Source organism: Planctomicrobium stercoris, from assembly GCF_051465655.1.
Classification (GTDB): Bacteria; Planctomycetota; Planctomycetia; order Planctomycetales; family Planctomycetaceae; genus Planctomicrobium.
Genome location: NZ_CP195791.1, coordinates 4,511,157 through 4,534,972, shown reverse-complemented (window position 1 = coordinate 4,534,972; position 23,816 = coordinate 4,511,157). Strand labels below are relative to the sequence as shown.

Sequence of the window (23,816 nt, the reverse complement as noted above, 5' to 3'; positions counted from 1 at the left end):
TGAATTACTGCAGCAGACCGTACAGCACCAGATTCACTCCGATCTTCACAGCGTCTTCGAACGGATAACCGGCACACGCACTGGTCGATTGCCGTTCGAGGGCACAGCTCAGGTCATACTTGCTGTAAACGACAACATACTTGTTGTCGATTTGGATTCCCTCCAGCAACGGAGCTCCCGTTGATTCCTGAACCGCAAGGCTGGGGGTATTCGCATCGCTGGTGGGGATTCGCCGTTTGACATTGCGGATGTCGTATCCCAGTTCCAGCTGATAGAGCTCATTCTCGATGGGGATCGGCTCCAGCTTTCTGCCGAACATCTGTTCGATGATTGTGCGGAAGCTGCGGTCGAACTGATCCGATCCGCAACAGGCGTCCGCAAAGAGGAACCCGCCGTTTTCAAGGTACGTCTTCAGGTCCGCCATCTCTTCAGGGGAGAGCTGGAAGTTCTTCCGCCCGTGCACGTATAGCAGCGGGTAATCGAACAGGGTCGGGTCGGTCGCTGCCAGCGTGGGAGTCTCGGCAGCCATGTCGATGTTCACATTCTCCAGCGCGCCCTGCAGTCGGCGGAGTGCATTGGGTGCGGTGTCCCAGCCTCCGGTGTGCCGCAGGCGAGCAATCTGCACCGAGCTGCGGTTTAACCCCTTCTCGCGTTCCTTGCCGTTGATGTTGGGACGTTGCAACTTGTCGAGAAGTTCTCGACCAGTCGCATAGGCGATGATGTTCACCCCCAGCTTCATGGACTTGTCGATCTGCGTTTTCACGCTGATGAGCCGGTCCGGCGGATCATGCTTCGCCCATTTGTTCCACCGGCAGGCGTGATCGTAGGGGGCGTAGATAATCGCTGTACGGCACCCGAAATCGACCCCCCATAGCTCGGGAACCTGACCGTCGGGAGGAAACAGGTACTCGCTGCGATAGACGTCATGTGTCGGCAGGAGTTTTTCCAGTTCGTGCTGCCCGTCGAAGATGCGTCGCACCAGGTCTCGGAAGCCGGCATCGAATCCGCTTCCTTCACAGTTCTCCACCGCCAGCAGGAAGCCCCCCTGGGCGAAATACTCCCGTAGGAGAAGGAGTTCCCGCCCCTGAATCGATTCTGGACTCTGACTGCCGGACATGAACTGAATCGGACTTTGAAGCAGCGCGGAGACCCCTTCGCCGTCGGCAGCCGTCCGCAGATCGACCGACTGCCAGGTGAGCAGCTTGGGCCAGTTCGGAAGGCTCGATGTGTATTCGACGAGATTGGAAACGTCGCGCGGGTGCAGGTTCCAGTCGCGTCCGACGACATCACCAGTTTGCGGATCACGTTCACCGAATTTCAACTTGTTGATCACGACCGGCGAAAGCCCTTTCGCGAGGAACAGCAGCGCCAGGCTGGTCCCGGCGATCTCATCTTCCTGCCGGGTAATCCAGACCCCTTCCCTCACACTCTGACCCGCGATCAGAAATTCTGCTCCTTCACGGTACCAGTCGTGCTCCCCGAAAAAGCGTTGGCCGGTGAACCGTCCAGCACGCTCCAGGCCATACAGATAATAAAGGGGCCAGTTCTCTGATCCGGGGTTGCTGCGGACCCGGAAATGTCTGCTCAGCCAGCGGACGCCGGAGTCGATGGCGAGCTGGGCCGGATCAACGTCTTCACCACAGCAGTTGATGCGTCCATCGGGACTGACGTCCTTGTCATTTTCCAGTGCGGCACTCGTAATGGTGAGTGATGCGATCCCTGCGACCGACATGCTTCCGGTCGGAGCCTGTCCCTGATTGTATCCCCAGCCAGAGCCGTTGGGGCTGTCGACGGGACCGCTTTGTGTTCTGAGGAAATGGTCCTGAGCCCGCTGCCAGACTTCCCGACTGATCGGCACGCCTGCATATTCGGCCTCGCGCAGCCCGAGAATGGCAAACTGGGTATTGCTGTTGTCGTACCAGTTCGCTTCGTCGCGGTAACCCCACGTTCCTCCTTCGGCGCCGCCATGCTGATAACGTTCCAGACGCTCCGCCAGTCGGGAGATTTTTCCTCGCACGGTTGGATCCCCGCTGGCTGCAAGTGCCATAATCGCCAGTGAAATATCGTAGGTCGCCGTCGGATCGCGGTCCGCACTTTTGATCCATCCAATGGCCCGGCGGATCTGTTCATTGTCCGGGGGAACTCCGGAATTCAACAGGGAGAGCGTGACCAGGCTCGTCAGTCCAATCTCATTGGACGAATAGTGCATGGTGGGCCAGCTGCCGTCGCGACGCTGCATTCGCAAGAGTGCTTTCTGCGCCATCTCGATGGAATGCAGCACCCGTTCCCGCAATTGATCGTCGTTGACATCCTGAGCTGGAAGCGGACAGGCAATGAAGATTGCCAGCGTAAAGATTCCACTCAGAAGATGAGTTCTCATGACGGTCTCAAATGGTGCGTGCTTTTTCAGGCCCCAGCGTTGTTGTGCCGGTTGCAAAGATACCACAGTCTCGAATGTGGACCAATTACTCGTCGGAAAATCGGTCTGCTGCTGCACTCACGACTCTTTGGTAACAGTGCACTCCATCGAGTAGAATGGCGTTTGTCCCACTTCACTTTTCCCTGACCTCTGTCCCCTCTTCCTCATGTCCGCCAACGTCCGTGATATCGACGTCATCCGGGAGTTCCGGGCGAAGCTGTTGCACTTCGCGGAGGAGCTGGAGGCCTCTTTGCTGTCGATGCAGCTGGATCTGCAGCGGGCCGCGGAATGGGTTGAGCAGGATCGACCGCATTACTGGACCAATCAGGTTCGCCACGCATTTGATCAGGTGGCAGCGACCCGGACCGCGTACAACACGTGTCGGCTCAGAACCGTTGCTGGACATCGGTCTGCCTGCATCGAAGAAAAGGTGGCCCATGAAAAAGCCCAGAGGCGACTGCAGCACTGTCAGGAGCAGGTGGAACGGGTGAGACAGTGGTCGATCAAGATTCGTCATGATGCCGATGAATTCCGCGGGCGGATGGCGAGCATTCGACGCTTGCTGGAATCGGACATCCCGCAGGCGCTGGCCCATCTCGACCGGTCTGCCACGATCCTTGAAGGTTACGCCGAAATTTCGAGACCTCAGGCGGATGAACCGGAATAACGCATACGGATGAGATGAGGAGAAAGAGTGATGCGGGGAGGAAATCTTCAGGCTGCCGGAGGGCGAATGCAGGAAGCACTCGAAGAGCTGCGACTGGCCTGGAACGTCACGCGGGAGCACTGGCAGGATCAGCAGGCGGCTCATTTCGAACAGAAGTATCTACGGCAAATCAATGAAGATCTGATCGCCGCGTTTCCCGCAATCAATCAGATGTCGCAAACCCTCGGAGCTGCCAGTCGTGACTGCACAGAGTGACCCCCCTCACAGCAAGCAGGGGAACGACCCGTCGTTGACGTTTCCCCGGACTCGGCGGATCCGCAGCGGTCTGGACTTCGAACGCATCTATGGACTGAAACAGAAGTCTGCCGACAGTCGACTGGTGATCTTTGCGGCTCGCAACTCACTCGGTTTGACGCGGATTGGTCTGAGCGTTTCGCGTAAGCACGGGAATTCCGTCGTGCGACACCGTTTGAGACGAATGCTTCGGGAAGCTTATCGGCTGGCACAGCATCAGATCGCTGAGGGGCTCGATTTGATTCTCATTCCCGGTCGTGAGGCGGCGGCGTCGACACAGCCGGAGTTACAGAGGTCGATGGTGCAACTGGCGCGGCGCCTGGCGAATCGACTGCTGGCCGAGGGCACAACCGCGACCCCCGACCAACGCCACGGGCAGGAATGAAATGGCATCCCGATTCCCCGCGCGTGCACTGTGCGAGATGTACTGGATCCAAACGATCCTGCTGGTCTTGTGGTGTGCAGCGATCTTGACGGGAGGCATCGCTGCGGCGGAAGAACCTGTGGCGGAATTCGTTCAGGGACTTCGAAGCCAGGGCTGTTTCGATCTGGCTTTTGAATATCTCGATCGCATTCCTCAGACCCAGAAGCTCTCGCCTGCGACGTTGTCGGTGATCAACTTCGAACGTGCCGTCACGTTGCAGCAGAGCGCCGAGCGACTTGTGAACGCCGATCAGAGAAAAGAGCGACAGCAACAGGCGGTTGCACTGTATGCCCGGTTCCTGAGTGCGGATCCGGAACATGCACTTGCTTCACAGGCTCGAACCCTGCAGGGGGAGATCCAACTCGATCTGGCGCGACAGCAACTGGGGAATGCGGAAGAAGAGAGTGATGCGGATCAGAGTGCTGTCCTGCGACAGGAAGTTCGACAGCAGATCCAGCAGTTGCGAGAGGTTTTTCTCCAGATGCGGGATCGTTCGCAGGCGGCCTGGGAACGCTATCCCGCATTCATTCCGGAGGAGGAACCGGAGCTGCGCAAGGTGAGGAATCGAGCACAGGAGATGCTCATCCGATCCTCGCTGGATCTGGCCCAGTGCGACTACTGGGAAGCCCAGACGTTCCCGGTCGGCAGCCCGGAGCGACTGGATCTCTTGCGGCGCTCCGGTACTGAGTACGAGGCGATTCATCAGCGGTTTCGCAGTCAGGTGGGAGGGCTCTATGCCCGGCTCTGGCAGGGAAAATGTTACGAAGAAATGCGGAGCCAGGCAGGTGTCCGGCTCGCCCTGGGCATCTATGGGGAGATTCTCGAACATGATGGGACCTCTCCACAGCTGATCCGGCTGAGAGACCTTGCACTGAATTTTCGGCTTGTCTGCCTGAATTCGGAGTTTCGAAAGGACTACCAGCTGGTGGAACTTGAGGCAGAAGAGTGGCTGGAGACCGCGGGGGATCGTGCAGATTCAGACACAGGTCTGGCGATCACCTGGGAACTCTGTCGCGCGCTGGAGATGCTCGGCGAGGATGAACGCTGGGCACCGGACACCCGGCTTGATTACCTCTCACGTGCACGGGACTACGCGAAGATGGTCGCAACACACGGACGCGAGCATTCCTCTTCCGCACGTGCTGTTATCGAACGGATTGACAAGCAGCTGCCTGATGCGGACGCTGCTTCCGAAAACTGATGACTTCCAACAGCCCCTTGAACTGCCGGACAGATGCCTGAAATTCTGATCGAGTCTCTGGATGATCCCAGACTCGCCCCGTATCGCAATTTGAAACGCATGAACCTGACCCGCTGGTCCGGGATGTTTATTGCAGAAGGAATGCGGCTGGTCGAAAGGCTTCTGGAAAGTGATTTCGAAGTCGATTCCATTCTGGTCAGCGAAGCCCATCTGCGACGACTTTCCCCGGAAACGATTGCACGGACACAGGTGTTCATCGCACCGCTGAAGCTGCTAGAGAGCATCATCGGATTTCAGTTTCATTCCGGGATGCTGGCGTGCGGACGACGAAAGCAGCAGGTTCCGCTGCACGACTGGCTTCCCCCCAGACCGGCTCCCGCACTGATTGTCGGCTGTCCGCAAACCGCTGATCCGGACAATCTGGGGACAATCATTCGCATTGCCGCGGCGTTCGGCGCACAGGGAATCATGACCGGGAAGGGGGCTGCCGACCCGTTCTCACGCAGAACCCTGCGGATCTCGATGGGAAATGCCTTCTACCTTCCGATCTATGAAGCGGTCGACTTTCAGCACGAGATGCAGCGGATGCAGCAGGAGTTCGGGTTCAACGTGCTGGCATCGCTGCTGGATCCGCAGGCGGAGCCGCTGGCTGAAATTCGCCGTTCGCACCGCACCCTGCTTCTGCTCGGGAATGAAGACGACGGGCTGGCACCTGAGCTTGCGAGCCTCGCCGACCAGAAAGTGATCATCCCGATGGCGGAAAAGATCGATTCGCTGAATGTCGGAATCGCCGCCGGGGTCATGCTGTACCATCTCACCCAGGTGGCACAGCCCTCGAACGTGAGTTGATTTGTCAAACCGCTGCTCAGGTGAGAATGTCCTTGACGACACGGGATTTCTCCACCCCGGTGAGCTTCACGTCGAGTCCCTGATACTTGACGGTCAGACGTTCGTGATTGATTCCCAGCAGGTGCAGCATGGTGGCATGCAGGTCCCGCACATGGACCACGTTCTCCACGGCATGATAACCGAGTTCATCGGTGGCTCCGTAGGTCATTCCGCCACGCACACCACCGCCGGCCACCCACATGGAGAAGCCCTTGATATGGTGATCCCGGCCGGGACCCCCTTTCCCCTGAAACATGGGAGTTCTGCCGAATTCGCCACCCCAGACCAGAAGCGTGTCTTCCAGCAGGCCACGCTGTTTCAAGTCCGTCAGCAATGCGAACGTCGGCTTGTCGGTCAACGGACCGCACATGTTCATGTATTTGACCAGATCCCCGTGATGGTCCCAGCCGCGATGATACAGGTGAATGAAGCGGACACCGCGCTCCGCGAGTCGCCGCGCGAGCAGACAGTTGGAGGCGAATGATCCATCTCCCGGGACCGCGCCGTACATCTCCAGCGTTTCTTTCGTCTCTCCAGAGAGATCCATCAGTTCAGGAACGGATGTCTGCATTCGAAACGCGGTTTCGTACGCCGTGATCCGCGCCTGGATGTCTGGATCGTGAATTGTTTCCTGACGATGACGGTTGAGGTGCTGGATGCTGTCGATCAACTTGCGCTGTCTGGCAGCGGAGACCCCCTGAGGAGTTCGGACGTAATGCACCGGATCTCCAAAAGCGTTGAATTCCACTCCCTGATATTCGCTGGGGAGGAATCCCGAAGACCATTGCCGGGATGCAATCGGCTGGCAGGGGCTTCTTCCGCCGGTGCTGACGAGCACGACGAACCCGGGAAGGTCGTCGGAGAGCCGTCCCAGCCCGTAGTTTACCCACGCCCCCATCGAGGGACGTCCGCTGATGGCGGTGCCGGTGTTCATGAACGTATGGGCAGGATCGTGGTTGATCTGCTCGGTCACCATCGAGCGGATAATGCAGATGTCATCCGCCATTTTTCCATGCCAGGGCAGGTAGTCGCTGATTTCCTGACCGCTTTCGCCGTACTTCTTAAAGACGGCCTGCGGGCCCAGGCATTTGAGTTCCTGTCCCTGCAGCTGCGCGATCGGCTGCCCGGCGGTGTAGGACTCCGGCATCGGTTGCCCGTCCAGCTTCCCCAGAGCCGGCTTGGAGTCGAATGTTTCCAGGTGTGATGGTCCCCCCGCCATGCACAGAAAGATGACCCGCTTCACTTTTGCCGGGTGATGCGTGCCCTGGGACGCTGCGGTGGCTTCACCGTTCAGCAAGGCTCCCAGCGCAGCTGCCCCCAGTCCCATTCCGGATGTCTTGAGAAAGGTACGTCGCTTCAGTTCGGTCTGGATCATCGATTCAACGTTCTTTGACATGGTGTCGGCTCCAGGGAATGTTGACGCGATCTTCAGTTTCGTGTGATTGTTTCACTCGTGTTGAGCAGAGCCCGCGTGACCTGCATCCACGCAGCCAGCTCGACGGGATTCAACTCGCGGCCTGCCGGAGAATCTCCGATGGAAATGAGTTTTGATGCCTCGTCCTGATTCTGCGAGTAGTCGTTGCGGGAATCCTGCAGCAGTTCCAAAAGGACGACTTTTTCCACGTCATCCGGTTGCCGTGATGTGGCGATCCGGAATGCGGAATCGAGTTTCTGGGCATCGGTCATTTCGTGATCTTTCAGGATTCTGGCTGCGAAGGCCCGGGACGCTTCAATGAAATTGGGATCATTCAGAAGGACCAGCGCTGCCGATGGGGTATTCGAACGGGGGCGCTCGGCAGTGCATTCTTCACGACTGGGGGCGTCGAAGGCTTTCAGGCTCGGATGCAGATACTGACGCTGCCAGTGCATGTACACACCTCGTCGCCATTGCTGCTGATCACGGTGAGACTGATACTCACGTTCCGGGAAATTGAGATTGCGGTAATATCCTGGCGGCTGCGCGGGCCGGGCGCTCTCACCGAGAGTCTGCTCGACCAGAAGATTCCCCACAGCCAGTGACTGGTCGCGGATCATTTCAGCGGGCAAACGGAAGGCATTCTGCCGCGAATAGAATCTGTTTTCAGGATCAATCAGCGACAGGTCCTGATCAGGATTGCTGGAGGTCTGCTGATACGCCTGACTCATGACAATCTGCTTTATCAACTTCTTGACGTCCCATCCCTGTTCGTAGAATGAGATGGCGAGGAAGTCGAGGAGTTCAGGATGAACAGGAGCCTCTCCCTGCCCGCCAAAATCTTCCAGTGACCGGGAGATCCCCATCCCGAAAAGCAGATACCAGATGCGGTTGGCCATCACACGGGCGGTCAGTCCGCCGACGCCGTTGACAGGATCGGTGAGCCAGTTCGCAAGATCCAGACGATTGGCGCGTCGCTCCCCCACATCGAGTTTTCCGAGGAAGGCGGGAATGGCCGGTTCAACGATTTCACCGCTGTCGTCCTGCCAGTTGCCGCGAGCCAGTACCCGAATCGTACGAGGCTCGATGGCCTCGGTAATCATGCAGCGTCGGGCCTGCTTGTGAATTTCGTCGGCCTTCGACTGGAGTTCTGTAATTCTTTTCTCAGCCTCTCCATCGGCGGCAGCGACTTCCGATTTCAACTGGGTCAGCTGGGCTGTGATTTGATCCAGTTCCGTCTGCTGTTCCGGAGTCAGAATTTCCATTTCCGGAAGGCGAGGGGTGGGGCTGATGTCCCGACCATTACCAAGATGACGTGCTTCATCGACATCGGCGAAAAAAGCCTGCAGGGAGTAGAAGTCCCGCAGAGTGTAGGGATCGAACTTGTGATCGTGGCACTGACAGCAACCGACGGTTGCTCCCATCCAGACGACAGACAGATTCCGAACCCGATCGGCACCATAGATGGCGAGATACTCCTTGGCCTGCACGCCTCCCTCATGGGACGTCTGCAGCATCCGATTGTAACCGGTGGCGATTTTCTGCTTCTGGGTGCTCTCCGGCAGCAAGTCTCCGGCCAGCTGCTCGCGGGTGAACTGATCGAACGGGAGATTCTGGTTGAAGGCTTCGATGACATAGTCGCGGTACGGGGAGATGTGATGCTCCTGGTCGCCGTGATAGCCCACGGTATCTGCGTAGCGGACAAGATCGAGCCAGTACATTGCCATCCGTTCCCCGAAATGTTCCGAGGCCAGCAGGCGGTCCACGACCTTCTCATAAGCTTCCGGAGTCTTGTCGTTTTCAAAGGCGTCGACTTCGGCGGGAGTGGGAGGTAAGCCCGTCAGGTCGAAGCTCAGACGGCGGATCAACGTTGCCCGGTCTGCAGGCGGGGACGGCTGCAGTCCATGTTTCTGAAGCTGACGCAGGATGAATCCGTCAATCTCACCTGCTCTCCAACTGGAGTCGGAGGGAGGAATTGTAGAGCGTTTGGGAGCGACGTACGCCCAGGCGGGAGCATAAGCGGCACCTTCGTCCACCCAGCGTTTGATCAGTTCCCGTTCCTCTGGACTGAGTTTTCGACCTGATTCTGGCGGAGGCATGAGTGAGTCATGATCCGCAGAGAAGATGCGCGTGATGAGCTCGCTGGCGTCGGGTTTTCCCGGGACGATGACACTCGCCTTAGCGGCCGCTTCGTCATCCAGTCGCAAGTCTGCTTCGCGATGATGTTCATCGGGACCATGGCAGTAGAAACATCGATCCGCCAGCAACGGGCGAATCTCCCGGTTGAAATCGACCGGTTCTGCGAAGCTCGTGTTCCCAGCCATCACGCAGGCCAAAAAAGAAGCCAGCGATGAAAGAGATGTTGTTTCCCGAAACACTCGAGGATTATGTGAATTCAGCCCCATGAGTATCAACTCTCAGGATCAGATTCCCTTTGCGTCCCTTTCCGTCAGCGAAGATTCATCATACGGAGTGTGACGAATCCCCTGCAGGCGGAGAGTGAATCTGCTTTCGTCAGCCCCCTGGAGAAATTGGAATCGCGAGGAGAAATCCCCCCACCTGAGAAGTCCGCCAGGAAAGCAACCTGAACGCGGTATTCACTGCCGAGGAAAATGACAATTCATTTCCCGCGCGGTTTGAAAACCAAAGGGTGGCCGGCTGAGGACTCAGTGCTCATCGCTCAGCACATGAAACAGGGCACAATGCGGCACGATATTTCAGGTGATATCATAGATAATTCCCTTTACCTCTGGCAAGAGCACCTCGTCGAAACGAATGAACGCGAGGCCATGACAGGTCTCGCGTTCGATCAACATCGATCAGATATCAGCGGAGGATTCTCCCTGGGTCTGATTACGACGGAAGCTCCATCGTTTCCGAGGGGCCATACATCCCCGGGACCGGGAGATCGTTCAGCCGCAGGTAGGAGCACAGGAAGGCGCGATGGTGGATGATATGGCTCAGGACAAATCGGCGGATGGTCGCTTCCCGGGGCATCGTGAAAATCGTGTGACCGCCAGCTTTTAACGACCACGGCTGCGGCAGAGCTTCGTCGGTCACTTTGAGGATGGATGATCTCCCCTGTGCCACGTGTTCATCAAAGAGTCTGAGGGCCTCTTCGCGCGAAGTCAGGATGGGGGTGCGGTACGGTTCTTTCCCCGGCGGTTGAACGTCCCATTCATCCTGTTCCAGGACTCCGCTCACCCAGCTGGCGATCTCCACCAGATGACTGACGTTCCAGCCGATCGACTGTGACTTGGGATGTGCCTTCCAGTCGAACTTGTCATCCGGACACTCAGCGATCACTTTTCGCGTGTTCGCCATCTCCAGTTCAAACTCGGGGAGAATGGAATCTGCGTAGCTCATCAAAATTTCTCCTGATCGAAAAACGGGGGCGCTTTCAGCGGCTCCTGAAACTCTCTGTTCGAATTGTCGTGGATCGCAGGAACGAGTGCTCTATTCCATTCCCTTGCCTCGCTGGCGTTCGACTTTCTCAAGATCCGCGCTCAGGTCCTGGCTGAGATCCGCTCCCTGAGACTCCAACCCCTGATCGAGTTTGACGACCCAGGTCCGGCAGGCGTCGAACGATACTTTGCCGGATTGAAAACTCACATCGAAGACGTGTCCCCCGGATGCGTGATCTTCGCTGAGGAAATGCCAGTGATACCCCGGGACGCTGATGCCGGTCACCCACTTGGGACACCGGATCCCGATTAAGGTTCCGGCGATCTCTTCACGTTCCCATTGCGCCTGATTCTTGACCACTTCTGCCAATGGAAGATACGGAGGCTCCTGACGGGGGACGGCCCGAAGTGAGACTGTATCGAATACCGCATCGATCCGGACGGCAACGAAGAGGTCGCGTGACGGGAGATGCGGTTCGAGCAGAGTTTCCAGCTGCTCTAGACTGGCGACGGGAGGAACTTCGAACGTCGACTCCGCTTCAAACGGAGTGATGACGGCAAATGGAGTTGTCATCTCCGATCCGCATCGGTGAACCGTTCCGTCTGACTTGGCCTGCCAGGCGACTCCGTCGAGGATGATCAATTCCCCATCGAGATGGTCAACGGTCCCCAGCCCGAAATTACCGAACTCGAGCACTTCTTCGATCGGGACTGTCCCAGTGTATTGTCCGAGCATCAGGGCATTGATCACGGAGACCTGAGTCACCTGATCCGGCTTCGGGGATTCGCCGTGAACGACCCCTGCGAACAGAAGGCCGGTCAGCGTTGCCGCCAGCCATGGTCGGTTCGCATGTGTGAATCCCGGAAGAAACATGATGGAGGTCTTTCGAATTGAACGGGAAAGTGGCCCGAGAACTGAGGATTGCAAGCGTGACTGAATGCGCGATCGACGACCGAAGTTCGACTCAAAGTTTTCCGTGAGTTCCGTGCCTTCCGTGGTTCCTCTCAAACTCTGAAAATCGAATGAGGCACGACCCGCAGTGACCGGTTTCACTGGAGGATCGCGAAGATCCTGCAGGGGCCGCCGGTCCCTCCTTCCACTTTGATCGGGGCGACCATCAACCAGAAGTCGCGAGCCGGCAACTGGTCGAGTGAAGCGACGTTTTCCAGTCCATACCCTTGAGCCCGGTTGATGAGGTGATGAACCTCAAAGTTTTTGGAGATTCCCGGATCAATGCTCATCGTGTCGATCCCGATCCCTTTGACCTTTCGCTGTTCGATCAGCCAGCGTGTCGCTTCGCCGGAGTATCCCGGGAAATGCATCTGCCCCCGGGCGTCGCGATTTTGAAATCGCTCTTTGGAATTCCAGAACTGGCCCCAGCCGGTGTTGACCAGCACAATCGCCTGGTCGGGAATGCGTCCGTGTTCCTTCTCCCAGTTTTCAAGGTCAGCCACGGACAGCGTCGTATCCGGATTCTGTTCCACCTGCAGGCTGATGTCGATCATGACCCCCGGAGCGAAAAACTGTTCGACCGGGATCCGGGAGACATCCGGTTCATCCGCTTCGAAGTGATTCGGAGCGTCCAGATGGGTTCCAATGTGTTCGGGAAAGCTGATCTTTCGGGAGTAGACCCCGTCCGCTTTCAGCGTGGCGATCGTTTCAATCTGGAAAGGGGCATAGCCGGGCCCGGGCCAGAAGTGTGATTCCGGGTTCAGGCTGTAGGACAGATCGATGATGCGAGCACGACCAGCTGCCACGTCGGCGAGCGTTAACGCGGACGCTTCCTGGGGATCCTCAGCGATTGTTTCACTCCCACACCAGAGCGGGAATACCGAAATCCCCATGATGGCAACGACCCCCAATTTCGATCGCATCTCAATTCTCCACAGAAGGAGTGGGCGTTACCTCGTCATGCGGACATCTCAATTCACATACACAGCAGGCTCTTCTCCAGCGTGAACTTCGCCGATGAGGTGGCTGTTGAGTTCACATTCGGAGATGATCCGACGAACGTGATCGACAGCGTCCGGCCGCACCGCCAGCACCAGACCGATTCCCATGTTGAAGACCCGGTACATCTCTTCGCGGTCGATGTCTCCCAGTTTCTGCAGCCACTGGAAGAGTTGCGGAACTTCCCAGGTACTGCGGTCGATTTTCGCCTGCAAGCCAGCGGGGAAAACCCGGCCTGTGTTTTCAGCCAGACCACCCCCGGTGATGTGAGCGATTCCGCGCACAGCTCCCGGGATCGCGGAGTCGTTCAACAGTCGCTGCACGACCTTCGCGTAAATGCGGGTCGGAACGAGCAGAGCTTCCCCGACGGTTGTTCCCAGTTCGGGAACATGATCCGAAATCCCCAGCTTGCCGACGCCGAAGACCGCTTTCCGCACCAGGCTGTAACCGTTGGAATGCAGTCCGGATGATTCAATGCCAATCAGAATGTCGCCGGACTGAATCTGTTTGCCGTCAAGAATCTGGTCGCGTTCGACGACGCCGACGCAGAACCCGGCCATGTCGAAATCCCCGTGGGCGTACAGGTCAGGCATGATGGCGGTTTCGCCGCCGATGAGGGCTGCGCCTGCTTCCAGGCATCCATCCGACACCCCTTTGACGAGAGCGGTCGTCAGGTCCGGGTTGTCTTTGCCGACAGCCACATAGTCGAGGAAGAAGAGAGGTTCCGCTCCCAGGCACAGGCAGTCGTTGACGCACATCCCGACGAGGTCGATGCCGATGGAATCGTATTTTTCCGCCAGCATCGCCACTTTGATCTTGGTTCCGACCCCGTCCGTTCCGGAGACCAGCACCGGATCGCGGTATTTGCGGTTGTCACCCTGCAGCTGGAAAAGTCCGGCAAAGCCCCCCATCAGGGGGAGGACGCGTGGGGTCTGAGTTCGCTGAATCAGCGCGGGGAGTCGCCCCATCGCCTCTTCGTAGGAATCAAGATCAACCCCTGCATCCTTGTATGAAATCGCCATTGTCTGCCTGCTCTGACCGAATGTGAAGAATTCCTGCGGAAGAAGATTGCTGCAGCGAATCGGAGACGCTTGGGTGACTCGCCTTGACTGGTATCAATTCTTCCGGACCGCCGGATACTCCGAAGGTAGATCCACGGCCCTTAAAGAACAACTGTCCCGTCAAGAAAGGGGTTCAGGAGCGAGAAAAAGGGCGAATCTGAAGTGAAAGTGTGAACTTTCGGAACTCAGGCGCTCGCCGAAACCTGCGATCACAACGGCCGGCGGAGCAGCGTTTTGACGGCTGCCACGCCAAATTGCGATTTTCGGATCGTCGGTCGCTGATCCCAGACTCGATAATCGATCCTTTCAATTGCATCGAGAATCATCAGCCCGCCTCGCAGAAACAGTTCGATGTCCAGCTTGATTCGCCCCGGCAGCCGGCGGATGAGCGGCTTTCCCCCAAGAAGCATCGTTCTGGCCTGCTCCACCTGTGACCTCATCATCTCGATGAATTGAGGCGTCGTCCGGCGGTGGAGCAAGTCTTCGTCGGAATACTGGTACTGCTCACGGACTTCACGGGGGAGGTAAACGCGGCCGATGTCGAGATCCCGGGAGACATCCTGCCAGAAATTCGCCAGCTGCAGTCCCGAGCAGATGGAATCTGAGTACGCGGCGTTCTCCTCGTCAAATCTTTCGCACAGGTACAGGACAATCCGGCCGACCGGATCGGCACTGCGACGGCAATAGTCCAGAAGCTGTGCGGTAGTGTCGTAGTGGCGGACGTGCTGATCCTGCACAAAGGCCGAGATCAGGTCGCTGAACGGTTGCTGAGGAATGCCAAACTGCTGGATGGTTGATTTCAGGGCGATGAAGACCGGGTGGGCCGCTTCTCCGTGATAGCAGCGGTCCAGTTCCCTCTGCCACCAGTTCAGAAGTTCGAGTGACTTTGCGGAATCGCCCGTTTCGTCGCCCAGATCATCCGCCCAGCGGCAGTACGCGTAGACGTTGTAGAAATGTTGATGAAGATGGCGGGGGAGCAGCCAGGTGACGACCGGAAAGTTCTCGTAGTGCGAAGTCGCCAGCTGACGGCAATAACTTTCCGCGTCTGTCAGTGTGACGGCATTCCCGTCCAATGAGGACGCGGGTCCCCATCGCGCAAGATCCGCAATCACAGAAGATTCACTCATTGTTGGCAGCGAAAATAGCTGGGATTCCACTTAGGTTGCAAGGACTACGCGATTGGAATCACGGACACGCTGCTGAGTCAGTAGTTCCAAGTCTGATCGAATTGAAATAAGAGGTCAGGGGACAGAGGTCGGAGGTCAGAAAAAACACTGGAAAACAAGCAATTTTCTGACCCTGTTCCCCGACCTCTGACCTCTGACGATGATTGCTCGGAGAACTTGGAAGTACTGTGAGTTGTCATCGGCAGTTCATCCGGACACAATTTGAATCATCATGCCTGTTGAAGTCGCCACAAGCCATTCCGATCAACTCCTGGAGGTGCTCCGGCAGTATTGGGGATATGAATCATTCCGGCCGCTGCAGCAGGCGGCAATGGAATCGGTTCTGTCCGGAACCGATTCGCTGGTGGTGCTGCCGACGGGGGGCGGCAAGTCGCTTTGCTATCAGGCCCCGGCCCTGTGCTCACCGGGGATCGGGATCATTGTCTCCCCGCTCATTTCCCTGATGAAAGACCAGGTGGATGCAGCACGCGCGTGCGGCATCCCAGCAGCTTCGTTGAACAGTGCCCAGCGACCGGCCGAACGAAGCCAGACTTTCAAGGAGATACGATCCGGGGAACTCAAGCTGTTGTATGTCTCTCCGGAGCGGGTCACGCAGGAAGATTTTCTCAGTACATTGGCGGAAGTGCCGATTTCGCTGATTGCGGTCGATGAAGCCCATTGCGTCAGTCAGTGGGGACACGATTTTCGTCCGCAATACCGCGAACTGAGTCTGCTGCGGAAGCGATTCCCCGGAGTGGGACTGCACGCCTTCACCGCGACAGCGACGGAGCGGGTGCGGGACGATATCGTCAAGCAGCTTGGTCTGAAGAAGCCGAAAGTCCTCGTGGGGAACTTCGACCGTCCCAATCTGCGCTTCCGGGTGGAGCGGAAGTCCGACCTGCAATCGCAGATTGAACGGGTTCTGCGCCGGCACCCGAAGGAATCGGGCATCATCTATTGCATCACCCGTAAGGAAGTTGAGCAGTGGACCAGTGTCGTGCGATCGCTCAAGCGGCGCGTGCGTCCCTACCACGCCGGGCTGGATGATGAAGAACGCAAGGAGAATCAGGAGGCGTTCCTGCAGGAAGAAGTTGACATTGTCGTGGCGACGGTTGCCTTCGGAATGGGAATCGATAAATCGAACGTCCGGTTCGTCATTCATGCCGGAATGCCGCAGTCGCTGGAACACTATCAGCAGGAGAGCGGCCGCGCCGGTCGCGACGGACTGGAGGCGGAATGCTATCTGTTCTACGGCGCCGATGACCTGAGGAAATGGCAACGCATTTTCAGCGATCAACCCCCGGCGGTGCGTAAGATCTCCATGTCTTCGCTGCGGTCGATCGTCGACTTCTGTGAAGGAGTGACGTGTCGGCATCGTGCCCTGGTGCAGCACTTCGGTCAGGATCTCGAGCAGGATTGCGGGCATGCCTGCGATCTGTGCCAGGATGAACGCGGGCTGCTTCCCGATGCTCTCATCGTTTCGCAAAAAATTCTCTCTTCCGTCTACCGGCAGCAACAGCGGTTCGGTGCGGACTATACGGCACTGGTGCTGAAGGGGTCGCTGGATCAACGGATCCTTGAAAACGGACACCAGCAGCTGACGACATGGGGCCTGCTGAAAGAGTTTGAAAGAGAGACAATTCTTTCGTGGATCGGTCAGCTGGTGCAGCAGGGGTTTCTCGAGCGGGAAGGGGAATATCAGGTCCTGCGGATTACGGAAAGGGGGGCCAGACTCCTCCGCGGCGATGCAGAACCCCGCTTGCTTGAGCCGCAGAGCAGTCAGGTCAAGAAGAAGGCCCGCAGCAAAGTTGAGCTGGATGAAGCGGACTGGGAGGGTGTCGACAGGGACCTGTTCGAGGTCTTGAGGACACAACGGACAACGATCGCGCAAGAGCGCGGAGTGGCCCCCTATCTCATTCTGGGTGATGCGACGCTGCGACATCTGGCACGGCAGAAACCGACGAACCGCGAAAATCTCCTGCTCATTTCGGGGATCGGCCAGAAGAAGCTGGAAGACCTGGGAGACCGCGTCCTCGAGACGATTCAGAAGTACTGCCGTGAACGCAGTGTGAAGACGGATCTGAAGATTGTGCCGTCACAGGGTGTCATCGTTGAGCATCGACGACCGCACAAGAATTCCCTGACCGCCTTTCCTCTCTTCGAACTGGGACATTCGATAGAGCAAGTGATGCAGAGGCTCGGCCGGGCCCGCGCGACGACGGTTGAATACCTGTGCGACTTCATTCACGACCAGAAGAAGACCGACGCCACTGTGTGGATTCCCGCCGAGACGGTCCAGCGGGTCGAACGTTCGATTGATGAAGTCGGCATGCAGGTACTCAAGCCGATCTTTCTCCATCTGAATGGGGAGGTGGAGTACGACTATATCCGGGTCGTCTGTTCCTGCCGACAGGTGCGTGAGATGAAGACTCCTTCCGCTGATCAAGGAGAATGATTCGATGACTGACGCTCTGACGAGTGCGAAACGACAGGAAATCATCGATGCGATTTACAGCCAGCGCAAGATCGAAGCGATCAAACTTTATCGTCAGGCAACTGGCATCGACCTGAAGGGTTCCAAGGAATTCGTGGACAAACTGGAAGCGGCCTTGAGGACTGAAAACCCGGACGCCTTTCAGAATGTCGCTGCTTCGACCGGGTGCGGAGCAGCCGCACTGTTGATGTTGGCAACTCCCGCGGCGCTGTACTGGATCCTTTGATCCGACGGGCTTGTGAGGACGCGAATAAGACTCCGGCAACGTATTGAAGTCTTGTCTTCGAGTCTGGAGCCTGATCCGAGTTGCAGCTTCAGTTGTTCTCGATGTGATAGCCCCCGGGAGGGATCTTCTCGGGAGGCACCGGAGGAAGTGGAGTCCCCAGTCCCAGCGGACCCGGAAAGGGCGTTGGCGGCGGGACGTACTGCATTTCGCTGGCGAGAACAGTTTTCCAGGATGCCAGCTTCACCGGGACCTGCAGCGTTTCGGTATTCCGTCGAACCTGCAACGTCACCTTGTCGCCCGGACGATACTCCGTCAGGAGTTCGACGAGATGGGTGAAGTTCCGCACGGGTCGATCGTCCAGTTTTTCGATCTGATCGTTTGGAATCAGACCCGCTTCCTGAGCAGCACTGTTTTCGACCACGGCCAAGACTTCGGCGGTCGGGGAGCCGGGGGTGGCCTGGATTCCCAGGCAGGCGCCGCGCTCTTCAACCCGAAGTCCTACGAGCGTCGACGTCAGCGGGAGCAGGTCTTCCGTCGACAGGGAGTTTCCACGGATATTGTACAGCGTCAGGTTCTGGTGATGAGACAGCCGTTCAAACAGCCACAGGTCGTCCGTTGTTCCCTTCCAGTCTTCCGAAAGCAAGATCGTTTTGAGTTCGGAAGGCTCGCCGAATCCTACGCCGACCCGGGGCGAAGTCGCCAAGGCGTTGTTGGCCGGGTGCATGTAGGAGAGTTGCCCCCCCAGACGTTCAATCGCTTTCTTTGCCCGGGATTCCCGGAGACGGGCATTCCCCGCCAGGATTGAGCGGGCACTCGAAGATCCGAACTCCGCCAGCAGCGCCAGCGCCCGTTCAGCGCGGTCCCCCCGTTCATCAGCACAGGACAGAAAGACTCCCTCCAGCAGCTGCAGCAGGCGGGCCTGACATTCGGGGGTCGCTTCCGGATAGGCCTGCGCGAGTTCTTCGGGGTGGCTCCACGCCCGTTTCGCCAGATCCCGCTGGGCCGAGCTGCGAACGGAAAAATCGTTGCTTTCCATCTGCTTCAGCAAACCGGAAATCGGATTCGCAGATGCAGCATCTGCCATGTCGACCGCCGCGGCCAACAGGATCAGCGAGCAGGACATCAGGCAGATCAGCTGCCGACATCCGGACACGGATTTCAAGGGCTGTCGAAACATCGACACAGTCACTCCGGGGCGGGAAGAATCAGTGACGAATATCATGACAGGCCCGACACCGAGTTTCCAGAGCGAATTGAGGTTCCCGAGCGCCAGAGCCGGCGCTGCCGCCCCCTCCTGAGACGAACCGCTCCCGGTCCGCACACATTTTCCTTGTACGATTTCTAATCGCAACAGTAGGATGAACCTGCACGGGCATTCGCAACGTGCTTATCCCTTTTCCATTCGCGCGACATGAGGGGCACCATGGGGATCTTCGACAAACTTCGCAATGAGTTGATTGATATCATCGAATGGGTCGATGATTCACGGCGTACGATCGCCTGGAGATTCCCGCGGTATCAAAATGAAATCAAGAACGGCGCTCAGCTGATTGTCAGGCCCGGACAGGTGGCTGTCTTCGTTCTGAACGGGCAGATCGCCGATGCCTTCCAGCCCGGCCACTATACGCTCAAGACTGACAACCTGCCGATCCTCAGCACCATCGCCGGTTGGAAATACGGCTTCAACAGTCCGTTCAAAGCGGAAGTTTACTTCGTCAGTACCCGGCAGCTCACCGATCTGAAATGGGGAACTCCGAATCCGATCATGCTGCGGGATGCGGATTTTGGTCCGATCCGTCTGCGGGCCTTCGGCACGTACACGATGAAGGCCGTCGACCCCAAGGCGCTGCTCAAAGAGTTGATCGGAACCGATTCGCATTTTGAAGTGGACGAAATCAACGAACTGCTGCGCGGGGTGATCTCTTCGGCCTTCGCGGACCTGATCGGCAGCTCGCAGATCAGCGCACTCGATCTGGCCGCTCACTACCGTGATCTTTCCGAACAGTTGCGAAAGATGGTGCTGGAACGGGTGGATGATGAATACGGTCTGGACATTCCCCAGCTGTTCATCGTCAACGTGTCTCTGCCGGAAGAGGTGGAAAAAGCTCTCGATACCCGCAGCAGCATGGGGGTGATCGGAGATATGGGGAAATACCAGCAGTTCCAGATGGGCAAGGCGATGACCGCTGCGGCCGAAAATCCCGGCGGCGGTGCTGCCGAAGGAATGGGACTGGGGATGGGGTTTGCCATGGCGAATCGCATGGCGCAGGCGACGCAGCCTCCCGGTGGCGGAACGATGTCTCCTCCACCGATTCCTCAGGATAACGTCTGGCATCTCGCGGTGAACGGTCAAAGTCAGGGACCGTATGACACCCAGCAGCTGCTGGCCGGAATTCAAGCCGGGCGAGTGGGGCCGGACACGCTGGTCTGGAGTCCGGCATTGGTGAACTGGACTCCTGCCTCACAGGTAGGACCGCTGGCCAATGCGTTCCGAACCACGCCACCTCCCCCGCCGCCGCCAGCTCCATGAGCAGCGACGCTGTTGACCCTCAGTCGAATCAGAAGCTGACCGCGGAACGTCCTGCGGGATTGAAGATTGCCGGTATCGTCCTGTGCGGGGGGAGAAGCCGTCGCATGGGACGATCCAAGGCATCGCTTCCGTTCGGGAACGAAACTGCGTTGCAGCGGATTGTTCGAACGGTCAGGCAGGTCACCGCGCCGGTGGTTGTCGTCGGTTCGACGGAGATGCAGCAGCCGGCGCTCCCTGAAGACGTGATCTTCATTCGGGATGCTGACCCGTTTCAGGGACCGCTCTCTGGTTTCATGACGGGACTGAAGAGACTGAGCGGAGAGGGCGATGCCGTCTTTCTGACAGGCTGCGATGTCCCGCTCCTGCGACCCGAGGTCATTGAACTGCTCGCAGTTCGGCTGACTGATGATGTCGACATGGCTGTCGTCGACGATGGAGAGCGACTGCAGCCGCTGCTGGCGGTTTATCGAGCCAGCGTCCTCGTCAGTGTCGAAGAGATGCTGCGAAGTGAAGAAAGAAGCCTGCAGGCCCTGCTGAAGCGACACCAGCTGCGGGTGGTCAAGCAGGATGAACTGACTGTCGTCGACCCGGAGTTGGACTGCCTCAGAGGGATGAATACTCCCGAGGAGTACAACCAGCTGCTAGGGTTACTTGAGAGCAGATTAACATCTCGTTGAGCCGCGCTTGTTCGCCGCTTACGGCAGAACGATTTCTCCCCCGAGCGTGAGCGCGGAGATGACACGGTAATCGTAGCTGAGCTTCGAATGGACATCTGGCGTCAACGTCGTTCCATCGTCAATGGCATTGTAGCGAATACTCCTGTCGGCAGCAGCGATGTTTCCGAGCAGCATCAGGCTGTAACCGACGCGGAAGTTCATCCACTCTGTCAGCTTGACTTTGGCATAGACATCAAGGTCGAAAGTGGGAGCAAAGACGACCTGTTTATCCTTCGATGTCGAGGAAAATGGATCGTTGGGGTCTATGTTGAAGACTGTGGAATCATAAAGGACAGTGGACTTTGCCGTATTTGTTCCCAGCCCGAACTTCTCCTGTGCGCCAAATGTGACATAACGGAAGGCAAGTTCGTTCCGAATTCCAAGCTCAACCTGATCTCGCTGATTCGTGACACGTGAATTGTACGAATCGTATAAGGGCGTTGAGTACGTTGTCCCGATGCCCTGCGTGCCGTACCGGTTGTCGAATAGACCGGTATATGCAAGCCCTTCATCGTATTGTTCATGTCGATAACCCAGAATCGGCTGGGCGCGAAATCCGAGTTCCGGTGTGCGCCAGTTGAACACAATGTCAGTGTTAAACTGCTTGAATCTTGATTCGTAGTTGCTTTCGAAGCCGGCGTCATATGCGGGCGTGTAGGAACTGATCTGCCCGTTGATTGTGTAGGTTGTTCCAAGAAGTGTTGTTAGATTGGTGCCGTGAGGTCCTTCCCCTTGACCGACGATTTCTCCTGCGGTGTAGGTAGGTACACTCGTCGGAAACATCGCTGGAATTTCTGGCGTGTTTAATGAGTTTGTCTGGTTCATATAGGCCAGAAAGCTCGCTTCGAACCACGCTTTCTTTGTGACCGGGATGCCAAAGGAAGCGCGTACCCCTTGGGCATCGCTCCAGCCGCTCATTCCTTTTGATGTGGGAACCTGCAAATATGAAGCAGTTCCAGTTGGGGTGTAAATCACAAGAAATTGTTCAGCAACATCTGTAACCATTCTTAACGTCGTTGTGCCGTCTGAGTTGGGTGTTGCCATATCCGTTGGATTCCCCAACGTCACGCCGTTGTGATGAATACTGCCGTGCAGATATTCCAGGCGGATCCAGGACCCGCGCAGCATCTCCCGGAAATCGAGATCGAGACGGGAATCGGTGTCATACCGGCCACCGCGGTCTCTCGGCAGAAGTTCTGCGTACAGGTCCGGCGTTCCCGGCGGAGGCGCATATGGATAGGCACCGGGCGAAGCGAAGTACGCTTCCGGGGGAGGATACTGAACGGGAACCGAACCGACCTGTCCTAAGAAACCCGGATTGAGTTGATCCTGCGCCCACGCCGCTCCTCCCAGCAGGACGCTGAAGGCCAACAGCCATTCGAATCGAACTCGCACGTTCATAGATTCCCTTCCCTCCGGCCTTCCGCTGCAGGCGCATCTCAGCCTGTCAGCATTGTCCCCCCGGCACTCAATTTTCCCGAACCTGCACGAAGACGTTCACTCAGTTCAGGTCGGTCTGGCAGTGGAATTCATCCTTGCCAGCCAACCGTGAAATGCTGAACAGACCGAGCGCGCAGGGTCGTTGAGAGTTGTATCGGCTGGTGGGGTCAGTCAAGCTGGATGAAAAATACGAATTCTTCGGAATCTGACGGACTCTTCGATTGTGACGGGAATTCCGCCGGAGAAACGGCATGAAGAGACCCGTTTCCCTCAGGTTCGAACAGGCGACTCGCAGTTTCCGCCGCTTTCATTCATCCGGTCCAGCAGTTTCTGCACTTCAGCTTCGAGCAGCAGCGTGAGCTGCGCGGAGGATTCCTGTCTCCCCGCCAATTCGATCGGGTCGCCAAAGCGGACACAGGCCCGTCGTTCGCCCCGGGGAGTGGGAGCTTGAAGAGCAAAGATGTCCTCCTCGAACTTGTCGATCGTTTCTGCCATGCGCTCGATCGTCGGTTTCTCGGAAGAGTAATCCCCGTGGTAGCTGGAAAGCTGGGTGACGAAAAACAGGTCCTGCATATCGGCGTCATACTGCCGGAGTTCCCGCTGGCCGTCGGCATCGAGCTTCGCTGCACTTCGCAACTTGTCCATTGCTCGAATGAGATGAATGCGGAGGTGTCGAATGCGTTCGGTCAGGTCGTTGCCGCGCGGGGGGAGTCCATGCCGTTCACGGATCTGGGTGAGCACAGCATTCGCCAGGTACGCCAGCCGTTCCCGGACGGTGCCGGTGCGGGCACTTCCCAGATGTTCAATCTCCTTCAGCGACAAAAATCCGTTTCCAAACCGGTAGATGCGGTCGAGTAGCGAACGGCCGGTCACAGGTCGCCAGCCGATCTGCTTCTCGAGCTGATCCATCATGGCATGCAGCTGGGCAGTGGGATCGGTGATGTAGAAGCACTTGGTGGCGGTCGGGATGATGACCAGCGGACGGACGTTCTTTTTGCGGGCCAACAGGGCAATGGCTGCAGCTCCTTCGCGGAAGGGCATCACCCGATCATTCGAATGGTAGATGTCCCCTTCCGGGTAGATCAGCAGAGGGTTCTCTCCTGCTTCCAGAATGGAGACTGCCTGACGAAACGCCTGCGTGTCATTCCCCTCCCGATTGATGCTGAAGCAGCCGTGCCGTTGGAGCACCCAGCGCCCGGCCGGCCCGTACATCATGAAGACCTGCCAGGCGGTCATGATCTGCGGAAACCAACCCGCGCGGCGACCCGATTCAATCAGCACATACGAGTCATAATGGTAGGAGTGATTTGAGACCAGCAGCACCCCGCAACCCGCCTGCAGAGCAGCCCCGACTTTCTCGGCTCCTTCGACATCAATTCCGGTGATGCCCTGTTGCTGAAGCTCCCGATTGCGGGAGCGGGAATACGCACGCACGAACCACGGACTCAACCGCGAAGGCCACCAGCGAGGCGGATTCTGATACGGCTGCGGATTCATGATCACATGATGCTGAAGATGATG

20 protein-coding genes are annotated in these 23,816 nt (G+C 57.6%); 9 read left to right on the top strand and 11 right to left on the bottom strand.

The window, feature by feature from the left end; genetic code table 11:
• Window positions 1-4: 4 nt before the first annotated feature.
• Window positions 5-2,380 (bottom strand): DUF4159 domain-containing protein, encoded by a 2,376-nt coding sequence (locus SH661x_RS18175; protein ID WP_437224446.1) that lies wholly within the window; start codon window positions 2,378-2,380, stop codon window positions 5-7.
• Window positions 2,381-2,585: 205 nt separating this feature from the next.
• On the opposite strand from SH661x_RS18175, the gene SH661x_RS18170 reads away from it, so the two are divergent.
• Genes SH661x_RS18170 through SH661x_RS18150 form a run of 5 tightly spaced genes read left to right on the top strand, consistent with a single transcriptional unit; the run spans window position 2,586 to window position 5,854 of the window.
• On the top strand, window positions 2,586-3,086 hold the full coding sequence (locus tag SH661x_RS18170; protein ID WP_437224444.1) for a hypothetical protein: 501 nt from the start codon (window positions 2,586-2,588) through the stop codon (window positions 3,084-3,086).
• Between the two features lie 30 nt (window positions 3,087-3,116).
• On the top strand, window positions 3,117-3,341 hold the full coding sequence (locus SH661x_RS18165) for a hypothetical protein (RefSeq protein WP_437224442.1): 225 nt from the start codon (window positions 3,117-3,119) through the stop codon (window positions 3,339-3,341).
• Complete coding sequence (gene rnpA / locus SH661x_RS18160; RefSeq protein WP_437224440.1) at window positions 3,325-3,765, top strand: ribonuclease P protein component; 441 nt, start codon at window positions 3,325-3,327, stop codon at window positions 3,763-3,765. The genes SH661x_RS18165 and rnpA overlap by 17 nt, the downstream gene beginning before the upstream one ends.
• 1 nt (window position 3,766) lies before the next feature.
• Window positions 3,767-5,005 (top strand): hypothetical protein, encoded by a 1,239-nt coding sequence (locus tag SH661x_RS18155; RefSeq protein ID WP_437224437.1) that lies wholly within the window; start codon window positions 3,767-3,769, stop codon window positions 5,003-5,005.
• A gap of 33 nt (window positions 5,006-5,038) precedes the next feature.
• Window positions 5,039-5,854: a TrmH family RNA methyltransferase gene (locus SH661x_RS18150; RefSeq protein WP_437224434.1), complete on the top strand. Its 816-nt coding sequence runs from the start codon at window positions 5,039-5,041 to the stop codon at window positions 5,852-5,854.
• 16 nt (window positions 5,855-5,870) lie between these two features.
• Here the strand turns inward: SH661x_RS18150 and SH661x_RS18145 are convergent, their stop codons facing one another.
• The 7 genes from SH661x_RS18145 to hpnC form a co-directional block, all read right to left on the bottom strand.
• The gene (locus tag SH661x_RS18145) at window positions 5,871-7,268 is read right to left on the bottom strand and encodes a DUF1501 domain-containing protein (RefSeq protein ID WP_437231219.1); all 1,398 of its coding nucleotides are present in this window, start codon (window positions 7,266-7,268) and stop codon (window positions 5,871-5,873) included.
• Window positions 7,269-7,321: 53 nt separating this feature from the next.
• Window positions 7,322-9,631, bottom strand: coding sequence for a PSD1 and planctomycete cytochrome C domain-containing protein (locus SH661x_RS18140; protein ID WP_437224432.1), 2,310 nt, complete (start codon window positions 9,629-9,631; stop codon window positions 7,322-7,324).
• Between the two features lie 529 nt (window positions 9,632-10,160).
• Entirely contained in the window at window positions 10,161-10,673 is a 513-nt protein-coding gene (locus SH661x_RS18135) for a DinB family protein (protein ID WP_437224429.1), read from the bottom strand.
• 90 nt (window positions 10,674-10,763) lie between these two features.
• Window positions 10,764-11,585 carry an acetolactate decarboxylase gene (gene budA, locus SH661x_RS18130; RefSeq protein ID WP_437224427.1) on the bottom strand — a complete coding sequence of 274 codons (822 nt, stop codon included), beginning with the start codon at window positions 11,583-11,585 and terminating at the stop codon, window positions 10,764-10,766.
• 176 nt (window positions 11,586-11,761) lie between these two features.
• Window positions 11,762-12,586: a cyclase family protein gene (locus SH661x_RS18125; protein WP_437224425.1), complete on the bottom strand. Its 825-nt coding sequence runs from the start codon at window positions 12,584-12,586 to the stop codon at window positions 11,762-11,764.
• Between the two features lie 48 nt (window positions 12,587-12,634).
• A complete protein-coding gene (gene purM / locus SH661x_RS18120) occupies window positions 12,635-13,684 on the bottom strand; it encodes a phosphoribosylformylglycinamidine cyclo-ligase (protein ID WP_437224422.1) in 1,050 nt (349 codons plus the stop codon).
• 248 nt (window positions 13,685-13,932) lie between these two features.
• Window positions 13,933-14,850: a squalene synthase HpnC gene (hpnC, locus tag SH661x_RS18115; protein WP_437224419.1), complete on the bottom strand. Its 918-nt coding sequence runs from the start codon at window positions 14,848-14,850 to the stop codon at window positions 13,933-13,935.
• Between the two features lie 271 nt (window positions 14,851-15,121).
• Between hpnC and recQ the strand changes: the two genes are divergently transcribed.
• Together recQ and SH661x_RS18105 are read left to right on the top strand one after the other, a co-directional pair.
• Window positions 15,122-17,344, top strand: coding sequence for a DNA helicase RecQ (recQ, locus tag SH661x_RS18110; protein WP_437224416.1), 2,223 nt, complete (start codon window positions 15,122-15,124; stop codon window positions 17,342-17,344).
• Window positions 17,345-17,348: 4 nt separating this feature from the next.
• Window positions 17,349-17,609, top strand: a complete 261-nt coding sequence (locus SH661x_RS18105; protein WP_437224414.1) for a ribosomal protein L7/L12 — start codon at window positions 17,349-17,351, stop codon at window positions 17,607-17,609.
• A gap of 88 nt (window positions 17,610-17,697) precedes the next feature.
• Here the strand turns inward: SH661x_RS18105 and SH661x_RS18100 are convergent, their stop codons facing one another.
• Window positions 17,698-18,786: a PDZ domain-containing protein gene (locus tag SH661x_RS18100; protein WP_437224412.1), complete on the bottom strand. Its 1,089-nt coding sequence runs from the start codon at window positions 18,784-18,786 to the stop codon at window positions 17,698-17,700.
• 246 nt (window positions 18,787-19,032) lie between these two features.
• On the opposite strand from SH661x_RS18100, the gene SH661x_RS18095 reads away from it, so the two are divergent.
• Entirely contained in the window at window positions 19,033-20,139 is a 1,107-nt protein-coding gene (locus SH661x_RS18095) for an SPFH domain-containing protein (protein WP_437224410.1), read from the top strand.
• Entirely contained in the window at window positions 20,136-20,816 is a 681-nt protein-coding gene (locus SH661x_RS18090) for a molybdenum cofactor guanylyltransferase (protein ID WP_437224408.1), read from the top strand. Before SH661x_RS18095 ends, SH661x_RS18090 begins: the two co-directional genes overlap by 4 nt.
• Window positions 20,817-20,834: 18 nt before the next feature.
• Here the strand turns inward: SH661x_RS18090 and SH661x_RS18085 are convergent, their stop codons facing one another.
• Window positions 20,835-22,256 (bottom strand): BBP7 family outer membrane beta-barrel protein, encoded by a 1,422-nt coding sequence (locus tag SH661x_RS18085; protein WP_437224405.1) that lies wholly within the window; start codon window positions 22,254-22,256, stop codon window positions 20,835-20,837.
• A 309-nt stretch (window positions 22,257-22,565) separates the two neighbouring features.
• A complete protein-coding gene (locus SH661x_RS18080; protein WP_437224402.1) occupies window positions 22,566-23,792 on the bottom strand; it encodes a lysophospholipid acyltransferase family protein in 1,227 nt (408 codons plus the stop codon).
• Window positions 23,793-23,816: the final 24 nt, after the last annotated feature.